The sequence below is a fragment of the Deinococcus aerius genome, assembly GCF_002897375.1.
In the GTDB taxonomy this organism is placed as follows: domain Bacteria; phylum Deinococcota; class Deinococci; order Deinococcales; family Deinococcaceae; genus Deinococcus; species Deinococcus aerius.
In genome coordinates this window covers 41846-54725 of the sequence record NZ_BFAG01000012.1, presented here as the reverse complement: position 1 = coordinate 54725, position 12880 = coordinate 41846, and the positions used below count along the sequence as shown (strand labels likewise).

Sequence of the window (12880 nt, the reverse complement as noted above, 5' to 3'; positions counted from 1 at the left end):
ACGGGCCGCCCCTGCCCCCCGGGGAGTTTGCGAGGTCCCTGTCAGGTCAGGCACCCTAGACTCTGCCCGTGAGCCCTGACGTTCTTCTCGTGGTGTTCGCTGGCGTGTTCGGCCTGCTGGTCGGGTCGTTCTCGAACGTGCTGATCTGGCGTCTGCCGCGCGGGGAGAGCGTCGCCTTCCCGCCCAGCCACTGCCCGAAGTGCGACCACCGCCTTTCTCCCCTGGACCTCGTGCCCGTCGTCTCGTGGTTGGGGCTGGGGGGGCGGTGCCGCTACTGCCGGGCGCCCATCAAGGCGCGGTATCCGGTGGTCGAGCTGCTGACGGGCGCGGGCTACGCAGCCATCGCGGCGCTGTTTCCCCTCACGACCTTCGGGGCGGGCACCCTGGGGCTGATGCTGCTGTTCACACTGCTCCTCGTGGCGAGCGCCATCGACCTCGACACGTACACCATCCCCGACGAGTTGACGCTGCCCGGCGTGGCGCTGGGCCTCGCGCTCGCGTGGCTCAACACCCGCTCGGGGGCGGCGGAGGCGGGCGGCCTGCCCACCCTCGCGGGCGCCGTGCAGGGGGCGCTGCTGGGGGCGGGCCTGCTCGTGACCATCGACCTGATCGGGTCGTGGGTGTTGCGGCGCTTCCGGGAGCGCCAGTACCCCGAGCAGCCCACCGGCTACCAGCAGATTGCCCTGGCCCTGCTCGCGGGCGCCTGGCTGGGGCCATGGTGGGGGCTGGCGGCGGCGCTCGCCTCGGCGGCCCTGAACCTCGCCTCTCGGCGGGTGGTCCGCATTCCCGAGCTCGTCACCCTAGGCGGCTTTCTCGTCAGCGTGGCGCTGGGGGGCACGGGCTTCGGTCCCGGCCTGATCCTGATGGTGCAGGGCGCCCTGGCCGCCGCGGGCGCCGCGGCCCTCGTGGCGGGCGTGTACTGGTGGCTGCGCCGCGAGCCGGAGTCGGAAGCGGACGCCCCCTTCGACCCCTCGGCGATGGGCTTCGGGGACGTGAAACTGGCCGCCGTGATCGGCGTGTTCCTGGGGTGGGAGCGGCTGCTCGTCGCGCTCGTCGTGGCGGTGGTGGCCGGCGCGGTGCTGGGCCTGGTGCAACTCGCCCTGAGGAGCGAGAACCGGGTGAAGTTCGGCCCGTACCTCGCCCTGGGCGCGGTCGTCGCGCTGATCTGGGGCGGGGGCCTGGTGGCGGCCTACTGGGGGATGCTCGGGCTTTGACAGGGCAAGAGGGCGGGGCAGCCACACCTTGAAGGCTGCCCCGCTCTCCTCATTTCTGGACCGGCTCCTGCGGCGGCCTGGCCTTCGCCCCACCCCGCCGTGGACGCGGCCCGGTGGGCACCGGAACGCCCACGCCGTCGTCCTCGTCGTTCGGGCGGCGGGGTGATGGGGCCGCGCCCCGCCTCTTCTCCACCCACTTCACCACACGGTTCAGGAAAGAGTCCGCCATGCACCAGCGTACTCGACCGGACCGCCCCTCACGGCAACTCGGGCGCCGCCACGACCGTCACGCGCTGTCCCTGCCGCACCCGGTGCAGGCGAACGTCGGCGGTGGCGGTCACCTCGACTCCGGCGGCGTTCGCGGCGTCCTGGGCGACCGTCTGCACGAACAGCTCCATATCCCGCACGACGGGGTGCGCGACAAAGGCGTCGATGTAGGTGTCCAGGCTGAAGAGTTCCAGCAGCCGCTCGCCCGCCGCATACCTCAGCGTCAGGGTGCTGCCGGGCACCGGGTTATGGCTGGCAGGGCACAGCTCGGGCAGGTGCAGGATGTGCTCGACGACCGTGGGCAGGCCCGGCCTCGCGTTGGCAATCGTCTTCAGCAGCGGGGCGGCGTCACTCACGAGGCGGCAGCCCGCGCGGCGTGGCGCACCCGGAAGGCGAACAGGGCGGCGATGGTGTACTTGGCGAGGATGTCCGCGAAGATGATCTGCGCGATGTCGCGCCCGCTCATGGAGCCGTAAAAGGCCAGCAGCGTGAACAGGACCGAGTCGAGCGGCACGCTCACGGCGTTGCTCGTCAGCACGCGGGTCCACCAGCTCTTCTCGATCAGGCGCTGGTAGACGGCGGTATCGGCCAGCTCGCCCACCAGGATCGCCAGGAACGACGCGCCGATGAAGCGCCACGGCGTGCCCACGAGCAGCGCGGCCAGCGTGTTGACGATGAGGGCGGTGGCGATGGCGATATAGACGGCCTTGAGCCCGCCCGCCCGGTGGATGCGGTCGCGCAGGGTAAAGACCGCCGCGAAGAAGATCGTGCCCACGCTCAGCAGCCCGAACACGGGAAGCTGAATGAACTGGTTGAGCGTCAGGTTGGCGAGCAGGATGCTGCCCGCGTAAAGCGCAATCAGGAGCAGGGGCATACGGCCAGCAACAGGAATGGTCATGGCGTCCTCCGGCCGCAGCGACAGGACAGGTCACGGGCCAGCGCCGAGGGTAGCAGGTCCAGTGGACGGGGAAATGGGGTCAGGCCGATCCTGAGCGGGAAAGCGGCGGGGTGAGGGGCACGGCGCGCAGGGTACGGGCCAGCCCGAAAAAGACGGGATCGTGCGCCGGACTCGTCCACGCGGGCGACTGCACGAGCAGGACGGCGGTGACCCGGGCCGGGTCGGGGAGGCCCGCGCCGGGGTCGTCCATACGCCGGAGGGTCACCCGTTCCAGCACCTCGGGGGGCAACAGGGACGCGACCTCATCCCAGGTTCGCGCCAGGTCAAACCCCTCCGCCACGGGCAACCCCGCGTGCCAGTCGGGATAAAGACACGTGTAGCGCCGGATGAGCCCCGCCCGCAGCCCCAGCCCCGCCCAGTTCCCGGGCCTGACCCTCCCCGCGTCCCCGCTGAGGCTGGCGAGGTCGTAGTGGCTGTCCACGTTGAGCACGTCCTGACCCGGAAAGGCTTCGAGCCAGGTCCAGGCGTCCGCGTGGGTGAGGGTCACGGTGGCCGGAATCCCGGCGTAGCGTTCCAGCCCTTCCCAGCCGGGGTAGAGGGGGAAGTCAGCGTCCAGGGCCGTCCAGCCGGGCGCCCCCGGGTCACGTTTACGCGCCCGTTCCCGCCACGCCTCCAGCCGGTCGGGCTCGCGGTCGCGGGTGCCCCAGATCGGCGCGTCGAACACGAGTTCGCGCGTGCCGCTGAAGGCGTCCCAGTCGAGGCTCAGCAGCATGGGCCGGAAGGGAGGGGGAGAGAGATCACGCCCCGAGTATCGCCCCGGAACTTCAGAACTCCAGCCGGTAGCTCACGCTCGCCGGGTCCCGCACGAAGCCCAGGCGGTCATTGATGGCGAGCATGGGCGCATTGTCGCTCGCGTTGTCGGTGCGGACGGCGGGGACGCCGAGGGTTCGGGCCACGCGCAGGGCGTGGACTTTGAGCAGCGTGGCGACCCCCTGCCCGCGCGCCTCCCGCGTCACGCCCGTCAGGCCGGTGAGCAGGTCGGGGCTCGCCTCGGTGCGGAAGAGGGTGGTCTGGCCGACCCACGCGCCGCCCGCGTCCTCGGCGATCAGGTAGGCCTCCGGGAGCAGGCCGGGGTCGCCGAGAACCGCTTCCTCGAACACCTCACGGCTCAGCGGCGTGGCGGGCTCGGAGCGGGGCACGTCCCGGCGCACGTCGCTCATCAGGGCATGGAGACGGGCGGGGAGGTCGGGCTCTCCGGCCTCCCGCAACTCGCGCAGGCTGCGGACGCGCACGCCCTGCCGGGCCAGCCGCTCTTCCAGAACCCGGTAAGTCCCGTCGTCGAAGGTGGAGAGGTCGAGGGCACTCGTGAAATACCGATTCCCCGCCACAAACCCGCGCCGGGCGAGGAAGCCGGGGGCGAGGGGGTGATCCTCCCGGGCGCTCGTGCGGACGGCCTGCGCCCCGTGCCGGACGAGTTCCGCCCGCGTCGCCTCCCACAGCACTCCGCCCACTCCCCTCCCCTGCCGCCCCGGGTGAACGGCGAGTTCCAGCACGAAGCGGTGCGGGTGGTACATGCCGGGGTTCTGGTACACCGAGGCGAGGCCCACGACCTCCTCCCCCTCCAGCGCCGCGAGGGTGAAGGCCGTGTAGCCCCACCCCTCCTGCTCGGCGGCACGTTTGCAAAAGTCCCCCGCGCTGAAGGGGTCGTGCGGCACGGCGAGGGTCCACAGCCGGGCGGCGGCCTCCCACTCGGGATCGCGGATGGGCCGAATCGTGAGCGTCATACTCCCTCCACACTCCCGCGCCGCATCTCGATGAAGGCGGGCCGGGGGCGAAAGCCCAGCCGCTCGTTCAGCGCGAGCATGGGGAGGTTCGTGGTCGCGTTGTTCGTCCAGACGGTCCGAATTCCGCGCTCCCGGGCCTGGCCCAGGGCGGCGAGCTTGAGCGCGAGGCCCAGCCCTTGGCGTCGCCACGCCCGGCGGGTGCCGGTCAGGCCGGTGTTGATGCGAGTGGCGTCGGTGGGGTCGGCGTACATTTCAGAGAGGGCGACGACCTCACCCGCGTCGGTCACGGCGAGCAGCACGCCCCACGGCAGGAAGGTGGGTCCCGCCCCCCGCTCCCGGAAGGTTTCGAAGGAAAGAGGCGTCGCCGCACCTGTGCGCGGCACGTCCTCGCGCGCCTCTGCAAAGGCCGAGTGGTAGGCCCGCCAGGCGGCATCCTCCCCCTGTTCGGCGATCAGCCCCGCGAGGCTGACCGCGCGCAGGCCCTCCGGCAACCGCGCCTCCTGCACCCAGGCCGCCGGGTCGAAGGCCGTCAGGTCAAGCACATTGTCGAAATAGCGCATCGTCTCGGTAAAACCGCGCCGGGTCAGGAACGCGAGGCCGCGCGGCTCGTCCTCGTAGGCGCCCGCCTGCACCTCCCTCGCGCCCCGCCCCGCCAAACAATTCTCCAGTATGTCCGCGAGGGCGCGGCCCACCCCCCGGCCCGTCGCCTCCGGCAGCACCATCACCTCGGCCCAGTAGCGGCCAGGGTGGAACATGCCGGGGGGCTGCATGAGGAAGCCCGTGCCCACCGCCCGCCCGCCCTCCTCGGCGAGCCAGACCCCCACGTAGGGGTTCAGCGGGTGTTCGCGCAGGCTTCGCAACTCGTGCCCCAGCAGCTCGGCGGTCACGGGATGCCGGGGGTTGACCGCGTTCATGATCCCGGCCAGCACGGGCAGGTCGGCGTCGGTCGTCTCGCGGATATTCATGCCTCCTCCCCCAGCCGCAGCTCGTAGCGCAGGTGGGTGGGGCCGCGCACGAAGCCCAGCGCCTCGTTCATGCCGAGCATCGCCTTGTTGGGCGGGTCGTTCAGGGTGCGGATTTCACCGCCGCCCGCCTCCCTCAAGGCCCGCATCGCTGCCACCTTGAGCGCCCTGGCGACGCCCCGGCCCCGGTCCTCGCGCCGCACGCCCGTCATGCCGATCACGTGGAAGCCCGCCGGGTTCCGCATCAACGTCGTGTAGCCGACGTAGGGGCCGGTGAGGGGGTCGTCCAGTTCAGGCCGGACGGCCACGAAGGACAGTTCCGGCGCGAAGGTGGGGTCCTCCAGTTCCTGTTTCACCCACGCCTCAAAGGGCCGCTTGGTGAGCGTGTTTCCCATCGGCACGTCCTGGAAGAGGAGCCAGTCGAGTTCCCACAGCCGCCGGTCACGCTGGGGGTCGGCGGTGAGGTCAGCGATGCTGTGCAGCTCGACGCCCTGCGCCGCGACGCTCGCCAGCAGCTCCCCGAACCGGCCCAGGTCCGCCGCGCCCGTGTCCAGCCGCGACTCGTACCGCTCCCAGGCGACGCGGAACCCCCGGCGCTCCAGAAAGGCGCGGCCCGGGGCGTGGTGCGGCCCGTCGGTGAGCATGGTGCGGACCTCCCGCGCCCCACGCGCTCGCACCCGCGAGAGCAGTTCCTCGTACAGCGCCCCGCCGATGCCCCGCCCCCGCGCCTCCGGGTCCACACTCAGGCTGCCCCAGTAGCGCCACTCCTCGAAGGCGAAGTCGTCGTGCCCGATCCGGCCCACGCCCACCACGCGGCCATCCTGCTCGGCGACGACCTCGGTGCGGAAGAGGTCAGGGTCGTGCGCCTCGTCCCAGACACGCAGCAGCTCGGGCGTTACGGGCCATTCGGGGTCGGAGGCCGTCAGCACCGCCGCCACGTCCGGGTAGTCGTCCGGCTTGCGGGGCGCGCGCAGGAGAAAGGGGGCATCGTTCACGGGACCATCCTGTACCGGGCCGTTGGGAACGCACATCGGCCACAGCGCCTACCCGCCCTATTCTGGGCCGCATGACCGACCGCCTGAAACTCCTGCTCATCGTGCCCCACCCCGACGACGAGGTGTACGGGGCGTCAGGCACCCTGATGGACCTGCTGGAGGAGGGGCACCGCTGCGGCCTCGTCACCCTCACCCGCGGCGAGGCGGGGCGCACCCTGGGACTGGCCGAGGGCCCCGAGGAACTCGCCCGGATGCGCCAGGCCGAGTTGAAAGCCTGCCTGGACGTGATCGGGCTGACGGTCCACGAGCAGCACACCTTCCCCGACAAGTACCTCAAAGACCAGCCGCTTGAGCCGCTCGTCGAGGTGGCGCGGGAGGCGATGGCCCGGCACCGCCCGGAGGTCGTGCTGACCTTCCCCCCCAACGGCAGCAACGGCCACCCCGACCACGTGACCACCCACCGCGCGGTCAAGGCCGCGTGGGACACCCTGCCAGCGGAAGAGCGGCCCCGCCTGTGGTACTACGCCAGCGCCACGCCCCCCGAGCGCGAGGACCTGCGCTCCGCCTGGATTCTACCCAACCGGCGCCGCGACGTGACCCGCCACATCCGCCGCAAGCTCCAGGCCATCGCCTGCCACCGCACCCAGGCGCTGAGCACGGTGGACTTCATCCGCAAGTTCCCCGAGCGCATCACGGAGGAGACGTTCTACGAGGTCGGGGGGTAGGCCTTGTCGCTGGAGATTGTGCGCCACACAGTTTTTAAAGCCCCTCCCCCTTGAGGGGGGAGGCCGGGTGGGGGTGAACGGGCACGACCCCCAGCGCGGCCAGTAGACCAGGCAGGCCCTCTTGCAGACGCTCAGGCGGGTCACACGCCCCCTCTCCCCAGCCCGCTGCAAGCAGCCCTGCGAGTCTCCTTTAAGGGGAGAGAGGAAAACACAGCCGCTCTCAGCCGAGTTCCAAAACAAAAAGAGCCCGGGACGCGCCCAGGCTCCTCGCTTACGCGCCTCAGCCCCCCGGCAGCGCCTTGGCCTCTTCGAGGTGGCGGGCCACGACGGGCTGCATCTTGGCAGCGAGGGCGAGGCCCTGCGGGTCATTGCCAACGGAGCGGTAGGTCTGGATCAGCGCGAGGGTCATCGCGTGGCCGTTGACCTGCACGTTCTTGTAGGCGGCGTCGAAGGCGGCCCCCGAGAGCGTGGTCAGCCGGTTGTAGAGCAGGCGCTGGTCGGCGCCCGGCTTGTCGGTGATGCGGATGCCCTTCTGGGCGGCGAGGCTACTCAGCTCGGCCTGCGCCTTGGTGTGCTCGGTAATCATCTGCTGGGCGAAGGCCCGGATCGCCGGGTTGCTGCTCTTTTGCAGCGCGAGCTGCGAGGTCGTGATCTCGGTGAGGTTGCTCATGGACATGACTTCCATGGCGAGCACGTCCGAGTCGTTGGACACCTGGGCGGTGGTGACGGGACCGAGGGGGGCCTGGGCCGAACCCCCGGCAAAGGCCGTCGAGAGGGCAAACGAGAGGGTCAGCGCGGAAACGGCAAGACGTTTATTCATGGTGAAACCTCCGGGGCGAGCAATGAACGCCCGTAGCTTGGCAGGTCCCACGATGAGGTGAAATCAGGCCACCTTCATTCCACCGTAAGTCCATATGGAGGAAGCGTTAGGCATTTTGTGACGTGGAAATTGAACGGTAGCAGGTTCTACTGTTCCTCTCCCGAGCTTTGCTAGGAGAAGCACGAAATGGATCAATCGGAGCAATTCAAACAACCGAAAGCTCAACAGTAACTCTTCAATCCTCCCACTCGCGGACTGGAATAAACTCCACGCCCTCGCCCTCCGTCGCGGTCACGTTGTAACGTGAGTCGAAGCGCACGAGCAGTTCGCCCCGGTCAAAGTGCGCCGGGCTGACGACAGCCTTGCGGAACAGGTAGCCGCCCTCGTCGTCCGCGCCGATGTGGGCGGCCTTGGTGAAGCGGAACTCGACGACCTCGCCGTGGAGTCGGGTGCGGACGCGCACGCGGAAGGTCTGCGGGTCGTCCTGCTTGACGTAGGGGTTGGCGGACGATTTTTTCCTGCCGAAGAGGTTGAACATGGCGTCTCCCAGAATGGACGAGGGCGGCCTACACTTCCCGCAGCAGGCGCGTGAGCAGCCGCACGTGGTCGGGCCAGCGGTCGAGACGGACGTGTTCGTGCGCGGCGTGCGCCCCGTCGCCGGGCGCGCCCAATCCATCGAGGGTGGGGGCGAGCGGTGCCGTGAAGTTGCCGTCGCTGCCGCCCCCCACGACCTCACCCCCCACCTCGAAGCCGAGGTCCCGGGCGATGGCCTGGGCCTGCTTGAAGAGCGCCTCCGTCCCCGGGCCGCGCTCGAAGGGCGGACGGTTCAGGCCGCCCGTGACCTCCAGGCGCACGCGCGGATCGGCGGGCCGCAGGGCGGCGACCCCGGCCTCAACGCGGTCTGCCTCCGCCAGGGTGGAGACCCGCACGTCCACATCGAACACGCACTCGGCGGGAATGACGTTCGCCGCGCTGCCGCCCCGGATCAGGCCGACGCTGACGGTGGTGCCGACTTCCGGCCGGGCGAGGGCCTGCACCTCCAGCACCGCGCGGGCCGCCTCGGTGATCGCGCTCGCCCCCTCCTCCGGCTTGTTGCCCGCGTGCGAGGCGACGCCGTGAAAGGTGAGCCGGAAATACCCCGTCCCCTTGCGGCCCACCTTCAGCGCGTGCGTGTCCGCGACGGGTGGCTCGACGACGAGCACGGCGCGGGCGCCCCGGGCGGCGGCCTCGATGGCCTCCCGGCTGCTGTGGCTGCCGACTTCCTCGTCGGGGGTCAGCAGGACCTGCACGCCGCCGCGCGGCCACTCGCCCCCCAGGGCGCGCAGGGCGTGCAGCAGGCCCACGATGCCCGCCTTCATGTCGTAGGTGCCGGGGCCATACACCCGGTCCCCCTCCACCCGGAAGGGCATGGTGCCCAGCGTGCCAGTGGGCCACACCGTATCGGCATGGGTCAGGACGAGGATGGGCTGCCCCGCGCCGTCCACCCCGAAGTCGAAGCGCCGGGTGCCGCCCGGGAGCGCGTGGGTGACGGCGCCGAGGCCCTTCGCCCGGCCCTCCACCGCGTCCATGACACGGCTCACGGCGACCGGATCGGTCGAGGGCGACTCGATCTCCACCAGGGCGCGCAGGTCGGCGAGCATGGCCTGAAGGTCAGGTTGCATGAGGCCATGCTATCCGGCCCCGGGGCGTTTCTGGGCGTGACGGAACGCCGCCCCGCGGGTCAGGTGCGGGGCGGCGACAGGAACCGCCTCAGGCGAGCAGGGCGACCTGTTGCGGGTTGGCCTTCAGGACCGTGCGGCCCTTGAGATACAGCTCGTCCAGCGCCCGCGACCCGAAGATGCGGGCCAGCCGGGTGCTCGTCAGCTCGATGGTGCGGCCCGAGACTTTCAGCCGAACGATGTCGATGGTTCCAGGCACCCAGGTGCAGAGAAGTTCATCCATGCAGGTCCTCCGGGCGAAGTGGGGATGTTGGAGCGCCACGCACGTGCTCTTTGGCAAGGGGTCCGAAAGCTTCCGGTACGTCCAGCGTAGGTTTTCTCCCTCTGGAAAGGGCAAGAGCCGGTGCCTTTTCCCTTGAGCGAAGGCTCATGAGGGGCGCAAATCGGGCTGTACGGGAAGGAGCCGTATGCTTGACTGCGGTATGTCCCAGCCCAGCTCGGCCCAGCCCGGCCCGGAGAGCCTGCTCGCCCTCGCCTTTCCCTCCGACCCGCAGGTGAGCCCGGACGGCAAGCGTGCGGTCTTCGTCCTGTCCCGGGTAGCGGAGGAGGACCCGCAGAAGCCCGACCCGGACTTCCCCCGGCCCCGTTACCGCTCGCACCTCCACCTCTCGGACGGGGGGGCGGCCCGGCCACTCACTCAGGGGGAGGGCCGCGACACCTCGCCGCGCTGGTCGCCGGACGGGGAGACGCTGGCCTTCGTGCGCGAGGCGGGCGGGGAGAAGGGGCAACTCTTCCTGCTGCCCTTGACTGGCGGCGAGGCGAGGCGGGTCACCCGGTTCAAGGGCGGCGTGCAGGACGTGCAGTGGAGCCCGGACGGGCGTTTCCTCTCCTTCCTGAGCACCGGCGACGACGAGGACAAGCGCGACGAGCGCGGTGAGGCGCGGGTCATCACCCGACCGCGCTACCGCTTCAACGGGCGCGACTGGCTGCCCGAACGCCCCGCCCGGCTGTGGCGCTACGAGGTAGCGACCGAGGAGTTACACGAATGGCTCGCTCCCGAGGTGGAGGTCGCCGCCTACGCCTGGTGGCCGGACAGCCGCGGCGTCCTCCTCGTCTCCAGCCCGACCGAGGAAGATGCGGCCCAGTGGCGGCAGGAGGCCGAGACGCTGCTCCTGAGCGGCGAGCGCACCCGCGTCTCCCGCTGGAACTCGGCCATCAATGCCGTCATCCCCCACCCGGACGGCGAGCGGTTCGCCCTCGTCGGTCGCCCCGAGGGCAAGGGCAGCCCCGAGGACTCGCACCTCTTCCTGGTCGAGGCGGACGGCTCGTGGCGGCGGCTCGACGAGGCCTGGGACCGCCCCATCGGCAACCTCGTCGGCGGGGACTGCCATGTGGGCGCCTTTCCCGAGCGCCCCGTCTGGCTGGACGGGGAGACGCTGCTGGTGTCCAGCACGGTCGGCGGCGCCTGCGGCCTCTTCCGAGTGGGGCTGGACGGCACCATGACCCCCCAGGACCATGACCCGGAGGCAGTCATCCCGGCCTTCACCGCCCGGGGAGGGGGCGTCGCCCTGATCCGCGAGCGGGCCGACCGCTTCCCCGAGGTGGAGTTGAACGGCGCCCAGGTGACCGACCTGCACGGCCGCCTCCCCTTCCCCGCGCGGAGGCCGGAGCGCGTGACCTTCGGGAACGAACTCGGCGAGGGGGAGGGCTGGGTCCTGCTGCCGGACGGCGGGGAGCGCGCCCCCGCCCTGCTGACCATCCACGGGGGGCCGCACACCGCCTACGGGCACGCCTTCGTCCACGAGTTCCAACTTTTTGCAGCGCGGGGCTACGGCGTGTGCTACGGCAACCCGCGTGGCAGCGTGGGCTACGGGCAGGCTTGGTCCTCGGACATATTTGGTCGCTGGGGCACGGTGGACATGGCGGACCTTCTCGCCTTCTTCGACGCCTGCCTGGCCGCGTACCCGCAGCTCGACGGCGCCCGCTCGGGCGTGATGGGCGGTTCCTACGGCGGCTACATGACGAACTGGATCACCGGACACACGGACCGTTTTCAGGCCGCGATCACCGACCGCTCGATCTGCAACCTGCTCTCGTTCGGCGGCACCTCCGACATCGGGATGCGCTTCTGGGACGACGAACTGGGGCTGAACTTCCACCGCAGCGCCGATGCACTGAAGCTCTGGGACATGAGCCCGCTGAAGTACGTGGAGAACGTCCGCACGCCCACCCTGATCGTCCACTCGGTCCTCGACCACCGCTGCCCCATCGAGCAGGCCGAGCAGTGGTACGCGGCGCTGCGGCTGCACGGCGTGCCCGTCCGCTTCGTGCGCTTCCCCGGCGAGGACCACGAGCTGTCGCGCTCGGGCCGCCCGGACCGGCGGCTGGGGCGGCTGGAGGAATACCTCGGCTGGCTCGACCGCTGGCTGCTGGGGACGGAGACGGGCGAGCAGCGAGTGGCGGAGGCGAGCGCGTAGGACACCAAAGGAGAAGGCCGGGAATTACCTCCCGGCCCTTTCTCTAGGTTGACTTATTCGTCGTCGCGGCGCTTGTTGCCCCAGCCGCGGTCGGCGCGGGCGCGGGGACGGAAGCCCTCGCCGCCCGTATCGCCACCCTCGCGGGGACGGAACTCGCGGTCGCCGAAGTTGCGGTCGCCCCGGTCCTCGCGCGGACGGAAACCGCCACCCTGACCACCACGGTCGTCACGGGGACGGAAGCCCCCGCGGTCACCGCCGCCCTGGAAGCCGCCACGATCCTCGCGGGGACGGAAGCCGCCGCCCTGACCGCCGCGGTCGTCGCGGGGGCGGAAGCCCCCACGGTCACCGCCACCCTGGAAACCGCCGCCCTGACGGTCTTCGCGCGGACGGAACCCGCCACGGTCACCGCCGCCCTGGAAGCCGCCACGATCCTCGCGGGGGCGGAAGCCGCCCTCCTGACGGTCGCCGCGGAACCCGCCGCGGTCGCCGCCACCCTGGTAACCCCCACGGTCTTCACGGGGACGGAAGCCGCCACGGTCACCGCCACCCTGGAAACCGCCACCCTGACGGTCCTCGCGCGGACGGAAGCCGCCGCCCTGACTGCCCTGGCTCTCGCGCAGTTCGCGCATCTCGCGGCGCAGGCCGCGGATTTCCTTGCCCTGGGCCTCGAGCATCTCCTTCATCTCGCCCAGCACGGCGAGCAGGTCATCGGCGTCGATGTACTCGTCCTCGCCCTCTTCACCCTCGCCGCTCTCGTCCTCGTCACTCACGTTGCCGCTGTCCATCGCGGCCACCATCACGCCCTCTTCCTCGGCCTCCTGTGCGTCCAGCACGGGGTCCTCGTCGGGCTCGCCCTGAAGCTCGGGCAAAATGTCGCGCAGTTCCTCCGGGGTCTCGTCCGGGGTGTGCTGCCTGCTGTCGTCGGTCATGATCTTCCTTTCGCTGCGCCCCGCTCACGAGGTGGCCCAACTGGCCCCCGCCTATGCAGGCGCACCCCGGAGTCTACCACCCGGGGGCAGGGGGGCCGGGCACCGATAGATCGTCACAAGGATGAGTGAGGGCCGGGAAGGCAGGAGCTTC

15 protein-coding genes are annotated in these 12880 nt (G+C 70.8%); 3 read left to right on the top strand and 12 right to left on the bottom strand.

The annotated features are described in order from the left end of the window. Positions 1-68: 68 nt before the first annotated feature. On the top strand, positions 69-1214 hold the full coding sequence (locus DAERI_RS15775; RefSeq protein WP_103130399.1) for a prepilin peptidase: 1146 nt from the start codon (positions 69-71) through the stop codon (positions 1212-1214). A gap of 49 nt (positions 1215-1263) precedes the next feature. Here DAERI_RS15775 and DAERI_RS22080 read toward each other — a convergent pair whose 3' ends face one another. From DAERI_RS22080 to DAERI_RS15745, 7 genes are all read right to left on the bottom strand, one after another. Then, the gene (locus DAERI_RS22080) at positions 1264-1443 is read right to left on the bottom strand and encodes a hypothetical protein (RefSeq protein ID WP_133162049.1); all 180 of its coding nucleotides are present in this window, start codon (positions 1441-1443) and stop codon (positions 1264-1266) included. A 28-nt stretch (positions 1444-1471) separates the two neighbouring features. Then, positions 1472-1837 (bottom strand): hypothetical protein, encoded by a 366-nt coding sequence (locus DAERI_RS15770; protein WP_103130398.1) that lies wholly within the window; start codon positions 1835-1837, stop codon positions 1472-1474. After that, a complete protein-coding gene (locus tag DAERI_RS15765; RefSeq protein WP_165794244.1) occupies positions 1834-2379 on the bottom strand; it encodes a VUT family protein in 546 nt (181 codons plus the stop codon). The genes DAERI_RS15770 and DAERI_RS15765 overlap by 4 nt, the downstream gene beginning before the upstream one ends. 79 nt (positions 2380-2458) lie before the next feature. Next, complete coding sequence (locus tag DAERI_RS15760; RefSeq protein ID WP_103130397.1) at positions 2459-3151, bottom strand: arginase; 693 nt, start codon at positions 3149-3151, stop codon at positions 2459-2461. 52 nt (positions 3152-3203) lie between these two features. After that, entirely contained in the window at positions 3204-4163 is a 960-nt protein-coding gene (locus DAERI_RS15755) for a GNAT family N-acetyltransferase (protein ID WP_103130396.1), read from the bottom strand. Further along, positions 4160-5128: a GNAT family N-acetyltransferase gene (locus DAERI_RS15750; protein WP_103130395.1), complete on the bottom strand. Its 969-nt coding sequence runs from the start codon at positions 5126-5128 to the stop codon at positions 4160-4162. The genes DAERI_RS15755 and DAERI_RS15750 overlap by 4 nt, the downstream gene beginning before the upstream one ends. Next, positions 5125-6120, bottom strand: coding sequence for a GNAT family N-acetyltransferase (locus tag DAERI_RS15745; RefSeq protein ID WP_103130394.1), 996 nt, complete (start codon positions 6118-6120; stop codon positions 5125-5127). The genes DAERI_RS15750 and DAERI_RS15745 overlap by 4 nt, the downstream gene beginning before the upstream one ends. A gap of 71 nt (positions 6121-6191) precedes the next feature. On the opposite strand from DAERI_RS15745, the gene DAERI_RS15740 reads away from it, so the two are divergent. Next, complete coding sequence (locus tag DAERI_RS15740; protein ID WP_103130393.1) at positions 6192-6845, top strand: PIG-L deacetylase family protein; 654 nt, start codon at positions 6192-6194, stop codon at positions 6843-6845. A gap of 280 nt (positions 6846-7125) precedes the next feature. On the opposite strand, the gene DAERI_RS15735 is transcribed toward DAERI_RS15740, so the two are convergent. The 4 genes from DAERI_RS15735 to DAERI_RS15720 form a co-directional block, all read right to left on the bottom strand. Beyond that, positions 7126-7665, bottom strand: a complete 540-nt coding sequence (locus DAERI_RS15735; RefSeq protein ID WP_235610426.1) for a DUF4142 domain-containing protein — start codon at positions 7663-7665, stop codon at positions 7126-7128. Positions 7666-7900: 235 nt separating this feature from the next. Next, entirely contained in the window at positions 7901-8203 is a 303-nt protein-coding gene (locus DAERI_RS15730; RefSeq protein ID WP_103130392.1) for a hypothetical protein, read from the bottom strand. Positions 8204-8231: 28 nt separating this feature from the next. Continuing rightward, positions 8232-9326, bottom strand: a complete 1095-nt coding sequence (locus DAERI_RS15725; protein WP_103130391.1) for a M20 family metallopeptidase — start codon at positions 9324-9326, stop codon at positions 8232-8234. Between the two features lie 88 nt (positions 9327-9414). After that, positions 9415-9606 (bottom strand): hypothetical protein, encoded by a 192-nt coding sequence (locus tag DAERI_RS15720; protein ID WP_103130390.1) that lies wholly within the window; start codon positions 9604-9606, stop codon positions 9415-9417. Between the two features lie 199 nt (positions 9607-9805). On the opposite strand from DAERI_RS15720, the gene DAERI_RS15715 reads away from it, so the two are divergent. Further along, positions 9806-11800, top strand: a complete 1995-nt coding sequence (locus DAERI_RS15715) for a S9 family peptidase (protein ID WP_103130389.1) — start codon at positions 9806-9808, stop codon at positions 11798-11800. 53 nt (positions 11801-11853) lie between these two features. On the opposite strand, the gene DAERI_RS15710 is transcribed toward DAERI_RS15715, so the two are convergent. Continuing rightward, positions 11854-12729, bottom strand: a complete 876-nt coding sequence (locus DAERI_RS15710; RefSeq protein ID WP_103130388.1) for a hypothetical protein — start codon at positions 12727-12729, stop codon at positions 11854-11856. Positions 12730-12880: the final 151 nt, after the last annotated feature.